Genomic DNA, 21,543 nt, shown 5'->3' on the forward strand with positions numbered 1-21,543 from the left:
TCACCAACCCGAAGCGGTGTAGACGACGGCTCCGGCCGACTCCTCGCCCCAGGCGAGTTCGCGCAGCAGCGCCGCCGTGCCCTCCTCCGGGTCGATCAGGCTGATGCCGCGCCGGGCGTACTCGCGTCCCAACTCCGGGGTGACCATGCCGTGATGGCCGCCGGTCGGTGCCCACGGACCCCAGTGCACGGTGAGCGCGCGGTGCCCGGTGCGGGCCGACCAGGCGGTGCCCAGGCTCTGCAGGGCGTCGTTGGCGGCCGCGTAGTCGACCTGGCCGCGATTGCCGAGGACGGCCGATATGGAGCCGAACAGCACCGCGAAGGAAGGCCCGTTGGGAAGTTCCTCCAGGGCCGACAGCAGGGTTTCGGCGCCGTGCGTCTTCGTGCCGTAGACCCGCTGGAAGGACTCGGTGGTCTTCTCGGCGATCAGCCGGTCCTCGATGACCCCGGCCGCGTAGACGACCCCGTCGAGCCTGCCGTGTTCGGAGTGGATCTCCTTGACCGCCTGGAGCGCGGCGTCCGGTTCGCGGAAGTCGACGCTGTGGTACCGGGCCTCGCTGCCGAGGGCCGCGAGTTCGTCCAGAGTCGCGGTGATCTCCCGCTGGGCGAGTAGGAGTTCGGCGGTTCGGTTGATCTCGGCGGGGGTGAGTCGGCCGCCCTTGGCGGCGAGGGCCGCGCGCAGTTCGGCGGGGGTGTGGGCGCCCGCGGTCGCCGGGTCCTCGGGGCCGGCCGGTGCGGCCGTCCTGCCCAGGAGTTCGATCCGGCACCGGGAGGCCGCGGCGAGCGCGGCGGCGAACTTCGCGGTGATGCCCCGCGCCCCGCCCACCAGCAGCACCACCGACTCGCGGTCGAGCCCGATGGCGGCGGCCTCGGCGACCCCGTCGCCGGCCGGTCCGGCACCGTTGGTAGCGAGCGCGCCGAGCGGTGTCTCCACCAGCTCAAGTCCGTGCCGTCCAGTGGGAGTTCGCAGGACGACCGGCTCGGTGTCGGCTGCCAGCAGTTCGGCGATCAGTGCGTCCGTGACGGCGGCGGGTGCGGTGTCCGCCAACTCGACGACCCGGGCGACGGTGTCCGGATACTCCCGGGCCACCGTGCGGAACAGCCCGTGCAGGCCCGCCGAGCCGCCGTCCGCCCCCTGGACCGCGATGAGATGGCGCGGGCCGCGCCGCAGCGCGGCCTGGAACACGGGGAACGCGTCGGGCAGCACCGGCGCAGACGCCGTGAGCGGCGCGAGATACAGGACGCCGTCCACCTGGCCTTCGGCTTCGGTCAGTTGATGGTCGGGAGCGACGATCACCGCGGCGGCGCCGTAGGAGGTGAGCCGGGCCACGACCGACTCCGCCGCCTCTTCGCCGCCGTAGAGGACGAACCGCCGTCCGCTCAGCACGGACGCCGGGTCCGCCGGGTTGTCGCCGTCCTGGTGCGCCAGCGGCACCGGCCGCAGTTGGAGCCGCTTCGGCGCGGCGCCCGTGACCTCGTCCTGCGGGACACTCTCCGCCACGGGCGCGGCGGTCGGCCCGGTCAGCCGTGCCGACAGCCAGCCCGTGACGGACGCCGCCGTGCGGGCCTTCGCCAGGTCCTCCAGCTCGGCGTCGTCGAGCGAGGCGATGTCCGCGCCACCGCCGATGCCGAGGCGCCCGGCCAGTTCGCCGGCGATCTCGGCGCGCTTGATGGAGTCGATGCTGAGGTCCGCCTCCAGGTCGAGATCGGGCTCGATCATGTCGACGGGATAGCCGGTGCGTTCGCTGATGATCTCCAGCACGACCCGCAGCACATCGTCCTCGGTGACCGCCTCGGGCGCCGACTCCGGCTGGGTGGTGGGCTGTTGGGCTACCGGGGTCGCCACAGCGGCCGGAAGGGCGGGCGTCTGCGGCAGTGCCTCGACCACGGCGGGCGCCGGTGCGGGCACCCATGTGCCCTGGGGCACCTGGGCCCCGCCGAAGTACGTGAGCAGCACGTCCCGTTGGGCGGCCACCATCTCCCGGCTGGTGCGCAGGAATTCGGAGATGAGCGCGTCCCTGTTCGCCTCGCCCGGGGCGCCGTCCTGAGGGTTCGTCGTCACAGTCGTCTCCACAACGCGTCGGGCCGGTGCGAGGGCACCGGGCAGGAGTGCTCCGGCGGCGGTACGGACGAGCTGTCCGTCGACCGTCCAGCCGGGTCGCGAGGGTGCGGGGGTCCGGGCCGCGTCGACGGCGTCGCGCCCGTTGAACAGCCATCCGGTCCGCACCGGCAGCCCGGCGACGGCCAGTTGGGCCAGCGCGTCGAGCCAGCCGCGCAGCCCGCTGTCCTGCCGTGGCTCGCAGGCGACCGTGCGGTGCGGACGGCCGTCGAGGATCTGGTCGACCAGCCGGGTGAGCACGGAGCCGGGCCCGGCCTCGACGAAGACGCGGGCTCCCGCCTCGTACATCGCCTCGATCTGTGCGACGAAGCCGACCGGTGCCCCGATCTGCGCGGCGAGTTCGGCCCGTACCGCGTCGGCGTCCTCGCCGTAGGGGGCCGCTGTGCGGTTGGACCACACCGGGAACTCCGGTGCGCGCAGGGGCTGTTGGGCGAGGACCTCCGCGAACCGCTGTCCCGCCCCCGCCACCAGCGGGCTGTGGAAGGCGCAGGCGACGGGGATGCGCTTGGCGCCGAGACCGGCGTCGCGCAGCAGCCGTACGGCCGCCGTGACGGCCTCTGTCGGGCCCGAAATCACTGTCTGGCGGGGCGAGTTGTGGTTGGCGACGACCACCGAGTCGGGTGCGCCCGCCGTCTTCAGGGCCTGCTCGACGTCCTCGGCACCGGCCGCGACGGCGGCCATGGTGCCCGGGTCGTCCGCGCCGGTGGCCGCCAGGATCGCCGCCGCGCGTTCGGCGCTGAGCTTCAGCAGCGCCTCCGGGGTGATGGCACCGGCCGCGCACAGGGCGACCAGCTCGCCGTAGCTGTGCCCGGCCGCCATGTCGGGACGGATTCCCGCCTCGGTGAGCAGCGCGTGGGCGGCGAGCCCGGCGATGCCCAGCACCGGCTGCGCGACCCGGGTGTCGGTCAGCCCGGCCTGCTGGCGGTCACGGGCGGTGTCGTCGAAGGCGGTGGGCGGGTAGAGCGCGTCGGCGTGGTCGCGGCCGAGGTGCAGATAGTGCTGCAACTCGGGGAACGCGATGAACACGTCGGCGAGCATGCCGGGGCGCTGGCTGCCCTGGCCGGGGAAGAGGAACGCCACCTTGCCCGGGTCGGCCGCTTCGGCGAGATGGATGCCGGCGGCGGGATCGTGCTCACCGTCCAGCGCGCGGCGCAGTTGCCCGACCAGCCCCTCCACGTCCTGGGCCACCACGGCCACCTGGACCGGCTCGTGCCGGGCGTCGGAGCGGCGGGACGCGCTGAGGGCGAGATCACGGAGCTTCCAGCAGCCCGCCTCGGCGAGCTTGAGGATCTCCTCGATGCCCCGCCGCGCCGCCGCCCGGTCGGCGCCCCGGAACGTGAACAGCTCGGCCGGCCAGGCGTCCAGGCCGTGGGCGGGCGGTACGGCCTCGCCGTAGGCCCCGATCACCGCGTGGAAGTTGGTGCCGCCGAAGCCGAACGCACTGAGCCCGGCGACGCGTTCCTCGGCGGGAGCCGCCCAGGGGCGGGGCCGCGCGTGGAAGACGAAGGGGCTGCTGTCCTCCTGCCACGCCGGGTTGGGCCGCTTCATGTGCAGGGTGGGCGGCTTGACCCCGGTGTAGAGGGAGAGCACGGTCTTGATCAGCCCGGCGAGTCCGGCGGCGCATTTCGTGTGCCCGATCTGCGACTTGACCGAGCCGAGCGCACAACTGCCGCTCTCCGCCCCGGACTCGGCGAACACCTCGCTGAGGATGGAGAGTTCGGTCCGGTCGCCGACGACCGTCCCGGTACCGTGCGCCTCGACCAGGCCGACCTCGGCGGGGGAGACGCCCGCGTTGCGGTACGCCCGCTGCAACGCGGCCCGTTGGCCCTCGGGCCGGGGTGCCGTCAGGCCCAGCGAACGGCCGTCGCTGGAACTGCCGACTCCCTTGATGACACCGTAGATCCGGTCGCCGTCCCGCTCGGCGTCCGCGAGCCGCTTGAGGACCACGCAGGCGACGCCCTCGCCGAGCGCGATGCCGTCCGCCGAGCTGTCGAAGGCGCGGGAGCGGCCGGTGGGGGACAGGGCGTGCACGGAGGCGAAGAGGACGTAGTCGTTGATGCCGTTGTGGAGGTCGGCGCCCCCGCACAGCACGACATCGCTGGTGCCGCCCACGAGTTCCTTGCAGGCGACGTCGACGGCGGCCAGTGAGGACGCGCAGGCCGCGTCGACCGTGTAGTTGGCCCCGCCGAGGTCCAGCCGGTTGGCGATGCGCCCCGAGATGACGTTGGAGAGCATGCCGGGGAAGGAGTCCTCGGTGAGCGTGGGGAGTTGCTCCTCGATGCCCTGCGGGATCTTGCCGTAGTAGGAGGGCAGTACGGCGCGCAGCGTGGTCGCGTTGGAGAGGTCGCTGCCCGCCTCAGCGCCGAACACCACGGAGGTGCGCGAGCGGTCGAACTCCCGCCCCCGGTCGCCGTATCCGGCGTCCTCCAGTGACCGCCGGGCGGCTTCGAGGGCCAGCAGTTGGACCGGTTCGATACTGCCGAGGGAGGTCGGCGGGATGCCGTAGCGCAGCGGGTCGAAGGGGATGCGCGGCAGGAAGCCGCCCCACTTCGACGGGGTCGCACCGTCCTTGCCGGTCGAGTAGTGCACGGCCGGGTCCCAGCGGTCGGCCGGGACCTCGTCGACGGCGTCGCGGGCGCCGAGGATGTTCGCCCAGAACGTGGGGAGGTCGGGTGCCTGCGGGAACATGCACGCCATGCCGATGACAGCGATGTCCAGCGGGGCGGGCGCGTCCGGCTCGGTACTCTCCTCGACTCCCAGGCGGGCGCGGGCGGTTCGCGCGCTGTCGGCCAGGAAGTCGGCGGCCTCCTCGGTCACCGCCCGGTGCAGGGCGTCGATCGTGGTGGTCACGGTCCGCAGCACGGCGACCTCGCCGGCCATGAACATCCCCTCGGCGAGCTGCCGTTGCTCGTCCACGGCGGCCAGCGCTCCGGCGGTGTCCCGCTCGACCCCCTTGCTGGCGATCCGCAGCCGGCCGACGTTGAGCCGCTCCAGCTTCTCCCAGATCTCCCGGTCCGGCACACCCTGCTCACGCAACTGGGCCTCGAAGTCGAGGTAGTTGTCGCTGAACGGGCTGGGTACGCAACGGGTGGCGTGACCCGGCGCGGTCTCCAGGAGCGCGGTCCGGGTGGCCGCTGTCACCTGCTCCTGGAACAGCGGCTGGATCGCTCCGCAGCCGACCGCCTCCTCGGTGAAGAGATAGGCGGTGCCCATCAGCACACCGACGGCGGCTCCCCGGGCGGTGAGCGGCGCGGCGAGCGCGGCCACCATCGCCGCCGACCGCTCGTCGTGGACGCCGCCCGCGAAGAACACCTCGACGTGCTCCGCGGTGTCCGCTTCGGCGGTCGCCAAGAAGTCTTCCAGTACGGCGAGTTGGGCCTCCCACAGCGGGAAGCTGTTGCGCGGCCCGACATGGCCGCCGCACTCGGAGCCCTCGAACACGAACCTGCGTACGCCCGCGTCCAGGAACTGCCGCAGCAGCCCCGGCGAGGGCACATGCAGGAAGGTGGAGATCCCGGCCCGCTCCAGCGCCTCGGCCTGGGAGGGCCGCCCGCCCGCGATGATCGCGTGCGTGGGACCTAACTCCCGTACGGCTTCGAGCTGGGCGTTCCGCAGCTCCTCGGGCGCGAAGCCGAGCACTCCGACGCCCCAGGGCCGCTCGCCCACGACGGAGCGGGTCTCGGCCAGCACCGCCCGCGACTGCTCGCCGCTCGACAGAGCCAGCGCGACGAACGGCAGGGCGCCGCCCGCGGCCACCGCCGCGGCGAACTCCGCCTGGTCGCTGACCCTGGTCATCGGGCCCTGGGCGACGGGGAGTCGGGTGCCGAGCGCCTCGCTCATCGGGGAACCGGTGCGCAGCGCCTGTGCGGGTCCTTCGTCGCGTACGGACTCCCTTACGGCGGCGGTCAGTTCACGCACGGTGCGGCCCGCGTCGCCCCAGCGTTCGGCGAACCGCGCGGCGAGGAAACCGTCCTGGCCGACCGGCAGGAGCTGGGTGCGCGGGTCGCGGGCGCCGAGCAGTTCGGACACCCGCTCGGCGGGCACGCGCGGGGCGTCCGGGCCGCGCCGGAGCAGCACCCGGTGACCGGCCACCACCGTGGTCTCGGAACCGTCCATCGAGCGCAGCGCGGCGGCCGCCGTCTCCGGCAGCCCCGACTCGGCGAGCAGCGCCAACTGGCTGTCCAGGACGACCCCCGCCGCGCCACCGGCCACCGCCGCGGCCGCCGTACGGGGGCCGATGCCGCCGCAGGCCCAGATCGGGACGTCCACACCGGGCTCGGCGAGCAGGCGCTGGAGCAGCACGAAGGTGCTCAACTCGCCCACCCGGCCGCCGCTTTCGGCACCCCGGGCGATCAGCCCGTGCGCACCGGCGCGGACCGCCGCGAGCGCCTCGTCGGGGCCGGTGACCTCGACCAGCACCCGATGTGCGGCGGCGACGTCCGCGACCCGCCAGGAGGCGTCCGCGGCGAGAACGACGGTGTGCGGGCTCGCGCCGCCGCCCGTCGTGAGGTCCCCGGGGTCGATCCGGCAGTGGGCTCCGATCCGTACCCCGAAAGGGCCGGGGGCCCAGCGCCGCATTCGCGCCAGGGCCTCTCTCGCTCTTCGGTCGCCCATTCCCAGGTCGAGTACACCGAGGCCGTCGGCGCGGCTGACAGCCGCCGCGAGCCTGGCGTCCGGCTCATGGAACGGGGTGATTCCAATGATCAGTTCTTCGGCGCGCGCGACAGACGTCATGATTCTCCGAATAAACGGTGAAACTGCACGGTGGGGGGTTTCGGCCGGGGGCGCCGAATGTAATCGCATAGACGCGAGAGGGCTGGTTGAAAACTAGCCCCCCTGTTACTCATGGGTCAACTACGACAAGGTAAGCAACCCATTGAGGGAAGTGATCAAGCCACTCGGAACCGGTCCCCAAAAAACCGAAAACCCTGCCAATTTCCTTCAGAGGGCACGCCATTCGGACCGCAGTGGCGCAAGCGGTCCAAAAGCCCCTGGTATTCATCCGGGGCTCACGGTCCCGAAACATCGCCGACGGCGGGACGGAATTATGTAAACGTTGGGTGTCGGTGCCCCCTCGGATGAGCCGCGCTAGGTTGGCACCCATGAGCACACCGCGGGACCTGATGATCGTTGCCATGGATGTCGTACCCGAGCGCCCGGTCGAGACGGGTGATCTCTCGCTCGCGCTCGCCGGAGCGGAGGTGGTCGACCTCCTCGCTGCCGAAGCCGTCGCGCTGGACGGCGACTTGATCGTGCCGAACCTCCAAGTTCCTCTGGAGGACGGCCTGTTGGACGAGGCCGCGACCTCGCTCGTGCGGGAGACGCCGTACGAGTCGGTCGAGGACTGGCTGTGGCGGCGCGGGCGCGGCCTGTCGTTGGCCTATCTGGCCGCGCTGGAGGCGGAAGGACTGGTCGCCCGGCAGCGCGCCCGCTGGATCCCGGTCCGCACCGGCCGGACCGCACTGGTCGACTCCCCGGCCCGCACCCGCGCCACCGCCCGCTGGACCGAGGGCGAGCCCGTCCTCGCCCAGCTCGCGGCGGCCGTCGGCATCCGTGCCGTGCCGGACGAGGATTCCGCGAAGATCACCGACGAGGCCCTGAACACGGTCCTCGCCGTCGTCCACGACGCGGTGACGGAACTGGAGGCCGTACGGCAGCGGAAGACCGTGGAGGACGCGGCCTACGACAATGTGTGGCGGGGTATGTGACGGCGACTTCCGGACTTCGGGGTACGTCAACTGGCCACAAAGCAGAGCCAGTTGGTGGTCCTGTGCCTCAGGTGACGCCACGTTACCCATGGTAGGGGCAACCCGTGGAGGAGCCTAGGGTGACGTAAGGGGCGAGACCGCCCCCAGCGGGATCGTCACCGTGAACACCGTCGCCCCGGGCCCGGACGTCAGCTCCACGGTGCCGCCGTGGGCCTCCGTCAGCGAGCGGGCCACCGCGAGGCCGAGGCCGCTACCGCCCCGGTCCCGGCTGCGGGCCTTGTCGACCCGGTAGAAGCGGTCGAAGACCTGCTCGCGGTCGGCCTCCGGGATGCCGGGGCCCGTGTCGGCGACCCGTACCGACGCCGTGCCGGCGCCGACCGAGACCGTCACCGACACCTCGGTGCCGGGCGGAGTGTGCACGGCCGCGTTGGTGAGGAGGTTGTCCAGGACCTGCCGGATGCGGACCGGGTCGACGCGGAGCCGGACCGGGGACGGCGGGACCGTCACGGTCAGCGGACGGTCCGGATGCCCGGCGCGGAACGCGTCCGCCGCCTGCCGGACCAGGTCCACCAGATCCGTGTCCTCCGGCCGCAGCGGGGTCTCCACGTCCGCCGCGTCGAGCCGCGCGAGCAGCAGGAGGTCGTCGAGGAGCACGCCCATCCGGGCGGCCTCGGCGCGCAGCCGGGCCAGATGCCTGTCCCGCTCCTCGGGCACGTTCGCGGCCGCGTACTGGAACAGGTCCGCGTAGCCGCGCACCGACATCAGCGGTGTCCGCAGCTCGTGCGAGGCGTCCGCGACGAAGCGGCGCAGCCGCTGCTCCGCCTCCGCCCGCACCGCGAGCGAGTCGTCGATGTGCTCCAGCATCGTGTTGAACGCGGTGCGCAGCTCCTCCACCTCGGGCCCGCCGTCGCGGTTCTCGGCGCGCAGCGGGAGCCGGGCCGCCGAGTCGGTGAGGTCGTGCGAGGCGATGCCGTGCGCGGTGTGCGCCATATCGCTCAGCGGTTGCAGCCCCCGCCGCAGCAGCCTGCGGCCGAGCACCACAAGGGCCAGCAGCGCCAGCCCGAAGGCGACCACCTCGATGATCACGAGCTGTCGTACCGTCTCGTCGATGTCGCCCATCGGCGCACCGCTCACCAGCACCACACCGGGTTCGACCTCGCAGCCGCGCAACCGGTACTCGCCCTCACCGGCGAGGGTCTCGGTGCGCAGCACATGGCCGCCCGAGGCGATCTGCGCCTTGGCCACCGAGGTGAGGTCGGCGATGTCCGAGGGCAGGTCCGAGCTCTCCTCGGGCTTGCGGAGCACCGGAGTGCCGTTCGAGACGTCGTACACCGCGTAGTACCAGCGGTAGTACTTCTTGCCCTGGAGCGTGCCGCTCGTCGCGATGGACTTGGACTGGCCCCCCTGGGCGAGCCCGAGCTGGTCGTCGAGCTGGGCCGACAGATAGTCCCGCATGTACGTCGTCAGAGCGGTGCCGACGACGGCGAACGCCATCAGGGCCAGCGCCCCGAGACCCAGCGCGAGCCGTGTGCCCAGCCGCAGCCTGCGCCAGTTCTGTCGCAGCCGCCCGATCACTCGGCGGCCTGCCGGATCACATAGCCGAAACCGCGCACGGTGTGGATCAGCGGATCATGCCCCTCGTCGAGCTTCCGGCGCAGCCGGCTGACCACCAGCTCCACCACATTGGAGCGGCCACCGAAGCCGTACTCCCACACATGGTCGAGGATCTGCGCCTTGGTGAGCACGGTCGGCGACTTGCGCATCAGATAGCGCAGCACCTCGTACTCGGTCGGGGTGAGCGTGAGGAGCCGGTCGGCGCGGCGCACCTCGCGGGTGTCCTCGTCCATCGTGAGATCCGCGACCCGCAGCACCGAACGCGGGAAACCGGGCCCGGCGCTGCGCCGCAGCACGGTCCGCAGCCGGGCCATCAGCTCCTCCACCGCGAACGGCTTGACCAGGTAGTCGTCACCGCCCCGGGTCAGTCCGGCGACCCGGTCGGCGACCGCGTCCCGTGCCGTGAGGAACACCACGGGCACCATCGTCCCGGAGCGCCGCAGCCGGTCCAGGACACCGAACCCGTCAAGGCCCGGCAGCATCAGATCCAGCACCACGATGTCCGGTACGAACTCGGCAGCCAGGGTGAGCGCCTCCTCACCGGAGTACGCGCACGCGGCCTCCCAGCCCTCGTACCGGGCGACCGTCGCCACGAGGTCGGCGATCGGCGGGTCGTCGTCCACGACGAGGAGTCGAACTTTGTCCACCCGCTCATAGTGCTGCACGCGCCGATCCGCGCCAGACCCGGTGGTCCCCCGCACCCACATCGATAACCACTTGAAAGTTGTACGACAGGAAATCGACAGCTCCCCGAGGTGAAGCTCGTGTCCCAGGACCCGATCAAGGAGCTGCCGTCCGTGACGACCGTCCAATCACCCCCTGCGCCCCCCACGGCGATACGCCCCAGGGTGGTGGCCCGCACGGGCCTGTACGCCGTGCTGGCCGCGAACGTCGCCGTGGTGACCGTCTTCTTCGCCCAGGCCGGAACCGCCTCCAACGCGCTCGTCGTCATCGGCCGCCTCCTCGGCCTCTACGGCGCGCTCGTCATGGCCTTCCAACTGCTGCTGGTGGCCCGCCTGCCCTGGCTCGACCGCCGAATCGGCATGGACCGGCTGACCTCCTGGCACCGCTGGACCGGCTTCGCGCTGCTCTGGACGCTGCTCGGGCACCTCGTGTTCATCGCCTTCGGCTACGCGCAGGGCACCGACACCGGCCCGGTCGGCGAGGTCGTCGACCTCGCCGAGACCACCGAGGGCATCCTGCGCGCCCTCGTCGCCTTCGCCCTGATCCTCGTCATCGGCGCGACCTCCGCCCGCTACGCCCGGCGTCGACTCGCCTACGAGACCTGGCACTTCATCCACCTCTACACCTATGTCGCGGTGGTCCTCGCCTTCACCCACCAGGTCGCGGTCGGTACGACGTTCACCGCGTCGCCCGCCGCCACGACGTACTGGTACGCCCTCTGGGGCGTGGCCCTCGGCTCGGTGGCCCTGGGACGGCTGGTGCTGCCGCTGTGGCGCAACTGGCGGCACCAGTTCCGGGTCTCGGCGGTCGTCCCCGAGTCGGACACCGTCGTCTCCATCCACATCACCGGCCGCGACCTCGACCGGCTCCCGGCCCGGGCCGGCCAGTTCTTCCTCTGGCGCTTCCTCACCAAGGACCGCTGGTGGCAGGCCAACCCCTTCTCCCTCTCGGCCGCCCCCGACGGCACCCGCCTCCGCCTCACCGCCAAGACCGCCGGCGACGGCACGGCCGCCCTGCGCCACCTCAAGGTCGGCACCCGCGTCTTCGCCGAGGGCCCCTACGGCGCCTTCACCACCCTGCACCGCAGGAAGCCGGAGTCCCTGCTCATCGCGGGCGGCGTCGGAGTCACCCCCATCCGCGCCCTGCTGGAGGACCTGGAGGGCCACGCGGTCGTCGTCTACCGCGTCGCTGCCGACCGCGACGCCGTCCTCTACGACGAACTCGCCGAACTGGCCCACGCCAAGGGCGCCGAACTGCACCTGGTCACCGGCCCGCCCGTCCCCGACAAGCTCGCCCCGCGCGAACTGGCCCGGCTGGTACCGGACATCGCCGACCGGGACGTCTTCCTGTGCGGGCCGCCGCCGATGATGAACGCGGTGCTGCGCACCCTCGGCGACCTGGGCGTGCCCAAGCAGCAGATCCACTTCGAGCGTTTCAGCCTGGCGGGATGAGAGAGACACCGTGAAGCGAGCCATACCTGTCGTCGTGCTGAGCATCGCGGGCCTGGTCCCGGTCTGGCGCTACGAACCCTCCATCGGCACTACGACGACCTCCACCGCCGAGCCCGTCACCGCACCGTCCGCCTCCGCTTCGTCCGGAACCGTCGTCAAGGGCACCACGATCCAGACGGAGAAGGGGCCGGTCCAGGTCCAAGTCACCTTCGACGGCGACAGGATCACCGCGGTGAAGCTGCTCCAGCAGCCGGACCATCCGCAGACCGCCGCGGCCGTGCCGGTGTTGGTCTCGGAGACGTTGAAGGCGCAGAGCGCGGACGTCGACACGGTGTCCGGGGCGACGATCACCAGCGAGGCGTACAAGAAGTCGCTCCAGGCCGCCATCGACGCCAACGACGAGGCCGCGTCCGCGTCGCCCTCCGCCACCGCGTCCGCGTCGCCCGCGCAGCAGACCGTCGCGGGCACCGCGATCAACACGTCCAAGGGCACAGTCCAGGTGCAGGCGACCTTCGAGGGCGACAAGATCAGCGCGGTCAGCATGCTCCAGCAGCCCAACCACCCTCAGACCGCCGCGGCCGTGCCGGTGTTGGTCTCGGAGACATTGAAGGCGCAGAGCGCGAAGATCGACACGGTGTCCGGCGCCACGATCACCAGCGACGCCTATGTCCAGTCGCTCCAGGCCGCCATCGATGCCAAGGCGGCCTGAGATGCGGCGAGTTGAGCATGTCATGGGCTTCCCGGTGTCGTTGCGGGTCGACGACGAGGGCATCGGCGAGGAGACGGCGGACGGGCTGTTCACCTGGCTGCGCGAGGTCGACGCCCGCTTCAGCCCGTTCCGCCCGGACAGCGAGGTGTGCCGCTACGACCGGGGCGAGCTGCAACTCCCCGACCTCAGCCCGGACTTGACCAAGGTCCTGGACCTCTGTGAGCAGTACCGGCTCGCGACCGGCGGCGCCTTCGACGTCCGCCTGCCCGGCCGGCCCCTCGACCCCTGCGCGGTGGTCAAGGGCTGGTCGGTGCAGCGGGCGGCGGACCTGCTCACCGCCGCCGGGGCCCGGCGCTTCGTCCTCAACGCCGGCGGCGACGTGGTCGTGGCCGGCGGTCCCTGGCGGGTCGGCGTACGGCACCCCGAGCACGCGGACCAACTGTGCGCCGTACTGGAGTTGACCGACGGGGCGGTGGCGACCTCCGCGCGCTACGAGCGCGGCGACCACATCATCGACGGCCGCACCGGCCGCCCCGCGACCGGCCTGCTCAGCCTCTCCGTCGTAGCCGACTCCCTCACCGAGGCGGACGCCACGGCCACGGCAGCCTTCGCGATGGGCACGGAGGGCGTCGACTGGGCCGCCGCCCGCCCCGGCTGCGAGGTGTTCGCGGTCGACACCGACCGTCGGGTGCGTCGTACGCCAGGGTTTCCGGTGGTGGGTGACACTGCGGCTGCGGCTGCGGCTTAGGTCGCGGCCGGGAAGTCCTGTTGGTCGCCCGTAGGGCGGGCCGTTTCGCGGTTGCCGGGTAAGCGGCTGGTGTGGCGAGTGCGGGTATCTCCCATGGGTCCGTCGTCCGCCGGGACTCTCCGGTGGTGGGTGACACTGCGGCTGCGGCTTAGGTCGCGGCCGGGAAGTCTTGTCGGTCGCTCGTAGGGCGGGGGCCGTCTCGCGGTCGCCGCGCAAGCGGCTGGTGTGGCGAGTGGGGGTACCTCCCAGGCGCTTGAGTCGGTGGGGGAGCGGGCCGGGCATCGCGAGGCAGGCTGGACCTTGCCGACACGGCCTGGCGCCTCACGACATGCGGAAGGGCCGCCGGGCGCCCCCGGCGGCCCTTCCTGTCGGGAAGTGGCTCAGTGATTTCGGATGTGGATCAGGTGACGTCGGAGGCGTCCAGGCGGTACAGGCCGCTGTAGGCGGACACCGCCGTGCCGTGGGCCTTGACCCAGGTCGCGATCTCGGAGTTGGTGCCCTGGCCTCCGCCGCTGCTGACGGTGATGTAGTGCAACTGGCCTGACTTCACCAGGGACTTGAGCTTGGCGAGGGTCATCGCGTTGTCGCTGCCGGACCAGCCGCCCATGGAGATCACGGGCTGACCGGACTCCAGGATGATCGAGGACGCCGTCTGGTCGGTGGCCACCGCCAGCAGCCACGTCGCCCCGTCCTGGTGCTTCTTGAGGTACGAGATCATCGCGGACGAGACCTGGGTGTCGCCGCCCATACCGCCACCGCCACCGGCAGTCTGCGTACCGGACTCGGATTCGGAACCGGATTCCGAAGCGCTGCCCGAGGGCTGGGTGCCGGACGGCGCCGTACCGCTGGGCTTCGTGCCCGACGGGGCCGAACCGCTCGGCTTCGTACCGGACTTCATGCCGCTCGGGGCGCCACCGCCACCGCCCATGCCGCCACCGGTGCTCGGACCGGCCGTGGGGTTGGTGCCGTTGGTCGAGGACGTCGCCGCCGAGACCGAGTAGGCCGCGGGGCCGGCGAGGAGGGCGACGATCGCGGCGAGGGCCGCGAAGCCCATCAGGCGGTGGCGCCGGGTGAACCGGCCGACCAGCAGACCGAGTACGGAGGCCGCGCCTGCCACGGCGACCACGATCTCCGCGACCGTGTAGACCGTGCCGGAGCCGGAGACCCGCTGGAGCAGGACGACCGCCCAGACCGTGCTGACCGCGATGGAGAGGGGCAGCACCCAGGCCCACTTCGCGGCCGCGCCCTCACGGAAGGCGCGGTACAGCATCACGCCGCCCGCACCGGCCATGGCCGCGATACCGGGTGCCATGGCGGTGACGTAGTACGGGTGGAAGGTGCCCTCGGCCAGCGAGAAGGTCAGGAAGTGCAGGACGAACCAGCCGCCCCAGAGCAGCAGTGCCGCGCGCTTGGCGTCCGTACGGGGAGCGCGTCCGCGCAGTACCAGACCGCCGATCAGCGCGATCGCCGCGAACGGGATCAGCCAGGAGATCTGGCCGCCCATGATCTCGTTGAACATCCGGTACAGGCCCGAACTGCCTCCGAACGAAGCCCCGTTGCCCTGCGAGCCCACCGACGAACTGGCGCCGAAGATCCGGCCGAAGCCGTTGTAGCCGATGACCAGGTCCCACACCGTGTTGTCGGTCGACCCGCCGATGTAGGGACGGGAGGAGGCGGGGATCAGGTCGACGATCACCATCCACCAGGCGCTGGAGACGATCAGCGCGACGGTGGCGACGGCGAGGTTGCGGATCCGCTTGCCGAGCGAGAGGTTCGTGGCCCAGAGGTAGACGAGGAAGAACGCGGGCAGGACGACGTACGCCTGCATCATCTTGGTGTTGAACGCGAAGCCGATCGCGACCGCCGACCACACCAGCGGCATCAACTTCCCGTTGCGGACGGCCTTCAGGAGGGCGACCGCGCCGAGCATCATCAGCAGGACGAGGATCGGGTCCGGGTTGGTGTCGCGGGTGATGGCGACGGTGATCGGGGTCAGCGTGAGGACGACCGCCGAGATGGTGCCCGCGACCGCGCCGAAGTCCCGCTTGACCTGCCGGTACAACAGGGCGACCGAGCCGGTGCCGGCCGCGACCATCGGTAGCATCAACTGCCAGTTCCCGTAACCGAATACGCGGGCGGACAGGCCCATCACCCACAGGGCGAACGGCGGTTTGTCGACCGTGATGAAGCTGCCGGAGTCGAGCGCGCCGAAGAAGAACGCCTTCCAGCTCTTGGTGCCGCTGTAGACGGCGGCGTCGTAGAAGGAGTTGCCGGTGATCGAGCTCAGGTTCCAGGCGTAGAGGGCCGTGGCCAGCAGCAGGATCGCCCACAGGGTCGGGCGGGCCCAGCGCGGGTCGTCCTCCGGGCCCGTGAAGAGCCTTCTGGCACGGGAATTGAGGCCGCCGTCGGCGGGCGGGGCCGCTCGGCGCGAGCGCCGAGTGCCTTCCTGGCTGGGCGGCGGGGCGAGGGTCGTCATGACGCGTACTCCAGATTCTCCGAGCGGGAAGCGATGCGCGCGTCGGCGATGCGGGCGCGGCCGGTGACGGTCTGCTTCAACATGCGGCGCATGCCCTTGAGGTCGTCGAGGGCGGTACGGACGATGTCGACACGGCTGTCGGGGTCGTCGATCCAGTCGACCGGGACCTCGTGGATGCGCAGCCTGTTGCGCTGCGCGAGGACGAGGAGTTCGGTGTCGAAGAACCAGGCGGTGTCCTCGATGTGCGGGGCGAGTGCCCGGAACACCTCGGTGCGTACGGCCTTGAAGCCGCACTGCGCGTCCGAGAAGCGGGCCCCGAGACCCGCCTTCAGGAGCAGGTTGTAGGAGCGGGAGATGAACTCGCGCTTGGGTCCGCGCTCGACCGCCGACTGCCGGTGCAGGCGGCTGCCGATGGCCACGTCGCTGTGGCCGGACAGGAGCGGGGCGACCAGCGGGAGGAAGCCTTGGAGGCCGGTGGACAGGTCGACGTCCATGTACGCGACCACGTCCGCCTCGGACTGGCTCCACACCTGCTTCAGCGCGCGGCCCCGGCCCTTGGCGTCGAGGTGCACGGCGTGCACGTGCGGCAGCCGCCCGGTGAGGTCGAGCGCCTCCTGCCAGGTGCCGTCGGTGCTCGCGTTGTCCGCCACGGTGATCGTGAACGGGAACGGGAAGGACGTTTCGAGGTATGCGTGGAGACGGCCGACACTGTCGGAGAGGACGTGCGCCTCGTTGTACACCGGCACCACGACCTCGACCGACCGCTGCCGGACGCCTCCCGCGTTCTGTTCGCTCATGACGGTGACTTTCCGGTCCCCGTCTGTGGCGTCCCTGAGCCTTCACTGAGCGGCCGATGAGAATCAGCGGACTCACAGGTAGCCCACAGTGCTCTCAGGCCGGACCCCAATGCTGGGACCCGGAACGGCAGTTCAGGCGGGCTTCAGATGGGCTGCGGCTCGAAGTCCCAGCCCGGTGGTTCCTCCGCTCCCGTCGACAGCGCGTCCTCGCAGGCCCGTACGAGCGGATGGCCGTCGCCGACGACCCGGCGGGCCCGCAGCAGGGTGTCGCGGCGCAGTTCGGCCGCCTCGTCCGGCCGTCCCGACAGCCGGCGGACCGCCGCCGCGTTCAGGGCGCAGCCCAGGGTCCACGGGTGGTCGGGGCCCACGGCGTTCGTCATGGCCCGCAGGGTCTGCTCGATCAGCCGCGCCCCGGCCGCCCGTTCGCCGCCGAGCCACAGCAGCAGGCCCCGGTTGCCCAGGACGCCCACGGTGTACGGGTGGTCGTCGCCGAGGAGATGCCGGTAGCCGTCGGCCACCGCGTCCGTCAGCTCGGCGGACTCGGCGAGCTCGCCGTGCGAGCGCAGGAAGGAGGCGTGGTCGGCCTGGACCATCAGGGTCATCGGATGCCGCAGGCCCTGGAGGTTCTGGCACCGCTCGACCAGGCCGCGCAGCAGGTCGGCGGCGGCCGGTACATCGCCCGAACGACGCAGGCACAGCGCCTGGTTGTGCAGGGCCGCCAGGGTCTGCGGATGGTGGTCGCCCATCGTCTGGCGGTGCAGCGCGGAGTTGGTCTCCTGGAGGGCGGCGGCGTCCCGGTGGCGGCCCAGGAGCCGTAGCGAGCGGGCGTAGGTGAGGCCGCTGAGCAGGGTGGCCTGGTGGTGCGGTCCGAACGACTGCTGGCGCAGGTCCAGGAGTTGGGCGTGCACATCGGCCGCCTCCTGGTAGCGGCCGAGGAGACCGAGGGCGACGCCGAGGTTGTTGAGGCAGGCCTGGGTGCGGGGGGCCTCCGGTCCGTCGAGGACGTCGTAGGCCAGCCAGACCTGTTCGAAGAGCTGGTGCGCCTCGTTGAAGAGGCCGAGCGCCATCAGGGAGCCGCCGAGGCCCGCCTCGGCCCGCAGCAGTTCGAGGTCGTCGGAGGCCCGCTCCTCGGCCAACTGCTCGACGACGGACCGGCCGACGGCCTCCGCCTCGCGGTAACGGCCGCAGCGGCGCAGCATGTTGGCGTGCTGGTGCACCAGGACCAGCATCGACGGATGGGTGGGCGCGAGCCTGATCCGCCAGCGGGCCAGGACCTGTTCGCACAGGGTGAGGCCGGTGCTCTCCTCGTCGCGCAGCCGCAGATACTCGATGCAGTTGAGGACGAGATCGCGCACCGGATCCTCGGGACTCTCCAGCGCGCCCGACGGATGCAGATGCGGCAACAGCTCCGCGTAGACGGGCCAGTTGGCGACCTCGGACGGGGAGCGGGGGTCGGCCGAGACCAGGACCCGGCAGGCCACGGCGGAGAGTTCGTCCCGCTCGCCGGGGGTGAGGGTGCGGCGCAGGAACCGGTGGTAGAGGCGGTGCATCTCCACGCTGTCCACATAGCCGACGCTGTCCGAGGGCTGGACGTAGTCCATCCGTACGGCGGTCGACTCGGACAGCCGACGCAGCGCGCCCAGCCAACGGGCCGGGTCGGCGGCGAGGTCGGCCAGCAGGGTCGGCAGATCGCCGGGGCGGGACCGCTGGAGCTGGCGAACCGGGATCGAGCCGGGCGAGAACATGGCGAACAGGCGCAGCAGTTCGGTCGCCTCGGGGCTGTCCTGCCGCAGGGAGTCGAGCGTGAGGGCCCAACTGGTCTGGAAGCCGATCGGATAGTCCGGCAGGGTCTGGATGCCGATCTCGTCGGCGTCGGCCCGGCGCAGCAGCGCGATGTACTCGGCCGCGGGCATCCGGTTGGCGTCCAGCCAGGCCGCTGTCTGGGCCAGCAACAGCGGGAAGTCCTCTACGGCGTCGGCGAGTTGGTCGGCCTCCTCCTCGGTGAGCCGCTCCACGTGCCGGCGGGCGTAACTGATGCTCTCCGCCCGGGTGAAGCGCTCCACCTGGACCTCGGCGACCCCGCCGGAGGTCGCCCAGCCCTGCGTGAGGGTGGTCACGGCGACATGGCCGCCGGTCTCGGGCAGCAGGTCGTAGACCTGTTCCAGATCGTCGGCGCTGTCGAGGACGAGCAGCCAGCGCCGGTGCGGGCGGCCGGTGCGCAGCGCCTCGCGCACCGCGCGGACCCGCTCGGGCAGCGCGCTGCTGTCCGCGAGGCCCAGCGGCTCGGCGAGATCGGCGAACTGCTCGCGGGCCGTGGCCCGGAAGCTCGCGCTGATCCACCAGACCACGTCGTACTCGTTGGCGAACCGGTGCGCGTACTCGATCGCGATCTGGCTCTTGCCGACGCCCGAGATGCCCCGCAGGGCCACCCGGGCGCCCGCGGGCGGGCCGTTCTCGAAGAGGGCGCGCAACTCCTCCAGGACCGTGTCGCGGCCGGTGAAGCGGAAGTTGCGGCGCGGGACGTTCCACACCGCCGGTGGCGCGTCCGGGAACCGGGGGGCCGAGTCGTCCTCGGGGCGCGGCCGGGCGTGCTCCAGGTCGAGTGTGGCCAGCAGCCGGCGCAGCGCCTCGGCCGGCTCCAACTCCCGCAGATTGACCGGGCCCAGCACGGCGGTCGAGGACGGCAGGGTGCGGGTGGAGAGGTCCACGGCGGCGAACCGGTCGGGGTCCGCGGCGACCACCGTGCCCAGCGCCTCGCCCCACTCCAGTTCGGTGCGGTGGCCGAGCCGCAGATACTCCTCGTCGAGCAGCAGCAGCACCCGGCCGGGGGCGGCGAGGAGATCGGCCAGCAGCCGGGCCAGCGGCGGTCCGGGCGGCGGGTCCCAGCGCAGCAGGAGCGTCTGGCAGCCGTGGCGTTCCAACTGGCGGGCCGTCCACACGGCCCAGGCCCGGTCGGTGCCGGCGTAGCTGATCGTGATGTGGTGGGGCGACCAGACGCCGGACACCGGACGCCGTCCGATGCGGTGGCCCGGGGCGGTGTCCTCGCCCGGCAGGGTGGCGGTCCTGCCGTTCAGCGCTGGCACGACGACATGTCCCTGCCCCGCGACGGCGTCCGCGACGATCTCGCTGGGCAGCTCGACGGTACGGACCGGAACACCCCAGCGGTTGCTGATGGTCAGCCAGATCGTGGCGTGGCCGGGGGCCCGGCTCGCCTTGACCACGAAGCGGGCGGGGCCGTAGGTGCCGCCGAAGCGGTGCAGGACGACGCTGGGTTCATTGAGGGCCTCGCACACGAACCGGCGGGAGCCGTCCAGGGCAACGCCGAAGTCGAACTCCTCCTCGTCGTAGGGCCAGTCCTCGGGTGCCGCCGGGCCGTTGAGGTCGACGGTGACGAGATAGCTCTGGCCTGCCTGGGCCTTGCGGGGCCAGCCCACCAGGGGCTCGATCATCAACGCAGCGGGATCGCCGCTCATGTCCTCGCCTCCTGCGCCCGGACGCTGAGCCGGAGCGTGGTCAAGGGGTGTCCGAAGTAGAGGAACATGAAGCTGTAGAGGATCGGCAGGATTTCCCGCTGGCCCTCGGCGTCGAAGCGGTCGTCGTCGCCGTAGACGAACGGCAGCGGGTCGGGCAGCCGGGCCACCGCGGCGGCCCGGAAGTCGCGCAGGGCCCGCGCCACCGGCAGTTCGGGGTCGGCGCAGAGCTGCCCGACCAGCTCGCGGATCAGGTCGTGCGCCACGTCGTCGCCGACCTTGCCGGAGGTGGCGATGCAGCCGCCGGCTCCCTTGCGGAGGAAGAGTTCGGCGAAGCCGCGCAGGGCGTTCTCGCCGAGCGGGCGGTTGTTCACGAACCGCGCGGAGTGGCAGGCGTTCAGGCACACCAGGGTGCGGCGGCCGTCCAGCGCGGACATGTCCAGGCCGTTGAGTTCGTTCCAGGTGACCGTGCCCAGCTTGAGCTTGTAGAGGTTCGGGCCGTGGGTGGCGTGGCAGCCCATGTAGACGAGGCCGGCGCCGAGTCCGGGGCGGGCGAGTTCGGTGAGGAAGGTCCGTGTGGTGCCGAAGTGCCCTCGGTGCTCGAAGCCGTCGAACACGGTGGCGTCGCGGCGCATTTCCTCCGCGTAGTAGCCCAGCACATGGCCCGAGCAGACCGCCGGTTCGTCGAACGGTGTGCTGCCGGCCTCGCGGATGGTGGTCCAGCGCACGACGGTCACCAGGGCGCCCAGGATGCCGTCGTCGACGCCGAGGTCCCGGCCGCCGGTGAGCCGCAGCATCTCCCACGGGATGTCGTAGTCGGTGTCGTCCCAGATCACCAGGTGCAGTTCGGCGCCGAACCGGGCCCGCAGTTCGTTGATCCAGCGCACCACGTCCTCCTGGCGCCCCGACCACTCGGCGACCGCCCGGAAGATCTCCGTCGGCGGGAACCCGTCCGGCCGCAGATTGCTCAGCGCGAGCCCGCTCGGCCGCAGCCGGGTGTCCTCCGAGTCGAGCGACAGCTCCAGATCACCGCTGTGCCCGGTCAGCCAGAACACCTCCTGCCCGCGCTCGTCATAGGCCCGGTTCACGGCCAACTTCGCGAACCCGACCGGCAGCCGTGCATCCGGATCGACAGCGGTCGCCGCGAGCGACACGGGTTCGTACGGCTCGGCCACGTGCTCGGGCACCCCCGCGGTGCGGGGAGCGGAGAGCGCCTCAGGCGCGGGCCTGCGAGCGGGCGCCCCGGGCCCGAGGGGGACGGCGCCGCCGAGGGCGCGGGGGCCGGGGGGTTCAGCGGGCACTGGGCACCCCCGGGGTGTGGTCGGGCGGGGTCGGGCCCGCAGGTGGTTGGGTCCCGACGAGGGTGCGGGGGCCGGGCGGTTCGGCGGGTGTTGGGCTGGTCCGGGGTGGGATGCGGCGTGCCGATGTCGCGAGGGTCAGTGGGGCGGCGGGGGTATCGGGGCCGCCGAGAGCGTGTCGGCCGGGAGGCTCAGTGGCGCTGGGCACCCCCGGGACGGTGTGGGTCGGGGTCAGGGCTGTGAGGGCGGGTGGGCCCGCAGGTGGTTCGGTCCCGACGAGGGTGCGGGGGCCGGGCGGTTCGGCGGGTGTTGGGCTGGTCCGGGGTGGGTGGGGGTGTGCTGATGGGGCGGGAGTGCTGAGGCCGCCGAGAGCGTCTCGGTCGCGAGGCTCAGCGGGCACTCGGCGCCGGGGTGTGGTGGTGTCCGGGGACGGTGGCCTCTGGGTGCGGGCGTCCGGAGCCGGGGTGCGG

The 21,543-nt window shown here is 72.1% G+C and carries 11 protein-coding genes; 4 read left to right on the forward strand and 7 right to left on the reverse strand.

The genetic code is table 11. From position 1 onward, the window contains the following. Window positions 1–6,852, reverse strand: a complete 6,852-nt coding sequence (locus ABZT04_RS17460) for an SDR family NAD(P)-dependent oxidoreductase (protein ID WP_356057347.1) — start codon at window positions 6,850–6,852, stop codon at window positions 1–3. A gap of 368 nt (window positions 6,853–7,220) precedes the next feature. Here ABZT04_RS17460 and ABZT04_RS17465 point away from each other — a divergent pair, with 368 nt between their 5' ends. After that, complete coding sequence (locus ABZT04_RS17465; RefSeq protein ID WP_356057349.1) at window positions 7,221–7,826, forward strand: GPP34 family phosphoprotein; 606 nt, start codon at window positions 7,221–7,223, stop codon at window positions 7,824–7,826. 114 nt (window positions 7,827–7,940) lie between these two features. Here ABZT04_RS17465 and ABZT04_RS17470 read toward each other — a convergent pair whose 3' ends face one another. Together ABZT04_RS17470 and ABZT04_RS17475 are read right to left on the reverse strand one after the other, a co-directional pair. Then, window positions 7,941–9,401, reverse strand: coding sequence for a HAMP domain-containing sensor histidine kinase (locus tag ABZT04_RS17470; RefSeq protein WP_356057351.1), 1,461 nt, complete (start codon window positions 9,399–9,401; stop codon window positions 7,941–7,943). Further along, window positions 9,398–10,087 (reverse strand): response regulator transcription factor, encoded by a 690-nt coding sequence (locus ABZT04_RS17475; RefSeq protein ID WP_356057353.1) that lies wholly within the window; start codon window positions 10,085–10,087, stop codon window positions 9,398–9,400. Before ABZT04_RS17475 ends, ABZT04_RS17470 begins: the two co-directional genes overlap by 4 nt. Before the next feature lie 150 nt (window positions 10,088–10,237). Between ABZT04_RS17475 and ABZT04_RS17480 the strand changes: the two genes are divergently transcribed. From ABZT04_RS17480 to ABZT04_RS17490, 3 genes are read left to right on the forward strand one after another with little or no spacing between them, the layout of a single operon-like run. Next, window positions 10,238–11,575 (forward strand): ferredoxin reductase family protein, encoded by a 1,338-nt coding sequence (locus ABZT04_RS17480; RefSeq protein WP_356057609.1) that lies wholly within the window; start codon window positions 10,238–10,240, stop codon window positions 11,573–11,575. Between the two features lie 10 nt (window positions 11,576–11,585). Then, window positions 11,586–12,284 (forward strand): FMN-binding protein, encoded by a 699-nt coding sequence (locus tag ABZT04_RS17485; RefSeq protein ID WP_356057355.1) that lies wholly within the window; start codon window positions 11,586–11,588, stop codon window positions 12,282–12,284. Between the two features lies 1 nt (window position 12,285). After that, window positions 12,286–13,032, forward strand: coding sequence for an FAD:protein FMN transferase (locus ABZT04_RS17490; RefSeq protein WP_356057357.1), 747 nt, complete (start codon window positions 12,286–12,288; stop codon window positions 13,030–13,032). Between the two features lie 400 nt (window positions 13,033–13,432). Here the strand turns inward: ABZT04_RS17490 and ABZT04_RS17495 are convergent, their stop codons facing one another. The 4 genes from ABZT04_RS17495 to ABZT04_RS17510 all read right to left on the reverse strand — a co-directional run bounded on the left by ABZT04_RS17495 (window position 13,433) and on the right by ABZT04_RS17510 (window position 21,076). Then, complete coding sequence (locus ABZT04_RS17495; RefSeq protein WP_356057359.1) at window positions 13,433–15,508, reverse strand: glycosyltransferase family 39 protein; 2,076 nt, start codon at window positions 15,506–15,508, stop codon at window positions 13,433–13,435. After that, window positions 15,505–16,305 (reverse strand): dolichyl-phosphate beta-glucosyltransferase, encoded by an 801-nt coding sequence (locus ABZT04_RS17500; protein ID WP_356057361.1) that lies wholly within the window; start codon window positions 16,303–16,305, stop codon window positions 15,505–15,507. Before ABZT04_RS17500 ends, ABZT04_RS17495 begins: the two co-directional genes overlap by 4 nt. A gap of 143 nt (window positions 16,306–16,448) precedes the next feature. Next, window positions 16,449–19,778 (reverse strand): FxSxx-COOH system tetratricopeptide repeat protein, encoded by a 3,330-nt coding sequence (gene fxsT / locus ABZT04_RS17505; RefSeq protein WP_356057363.1) that lies wholly within the window; start codon window positions 19,776–19,778, stop codon window positions 16,449–16,451. Continuing rightward, on the reverse strand, window positions 19,775–21,076 hold the full coding sequence (locus ABZT04_RS17510; RefSeq protein ID WP_356057365.1) for a CHAT domain-containing protein: 1,302 nt from the start codon (window positions 21,074–21,076) through the stop codon (window positions 19,775–19,777). The genes fxsT and ABZT04_RS17510 overlap by 4 nt, the downstream gene beginning before the upstream one ends. Window positions 21,077–21,543: the final 467 nt, after the last annotated feature.

The organism is Streptomyces sp. NPDC005492 (assembly GCF_040605995.1).
Taxonomy (GTDB): Bacteria; Actinomycetota; Actinomycetes; order Streptomycetales; family Streptomycetaceae; genus Streptomyces.

Coding starts and splice junctions, on each gene's coding strand:
- ABZT04_RS17465 (WP_356057349.1), top strand. CDS start 7,221: ATGAGCACACCGCGGGACCTGATGATCGTTGCCATGGATGTCGTACCC.
- ABZT04_RS17460 (WP_356057347.1), bottom strand. CDS start 6,852: ATGACGTCTGTCGCGCGCGCCGAAGAACTGATCATTGGAATCACCCCG.
- ABZT04_RS17495 (WP_356057359.1), bottom strand. CDS start 15,508: ATGACGACCCTCGCCCCGCCGCCCAGCCAGGAAGGCACTCGGCGCTCG.
- ABZT04_RS17490 (WP_356057357.1), top strand. CDS start 12,286: ATGCGGCGAGTTGAGCATGTCATGGGCTTCCCGGTGTCGTTGCGGGTC.
- ABZT04_RS17500 (WP_356057361.1), bottom strand. CDS start 16,305: ATGAGCGAACAGAACGCGGGAGGCGTCCGGCAGCGGTCGGTCGAGGTC.
- fxsT (WP_356057363.1), bottom strand. CDS start 19,778: ATGAGCGGCGATCCCGCTGCGTTGATGATCGAGCCCCTGGTGGGCTGG.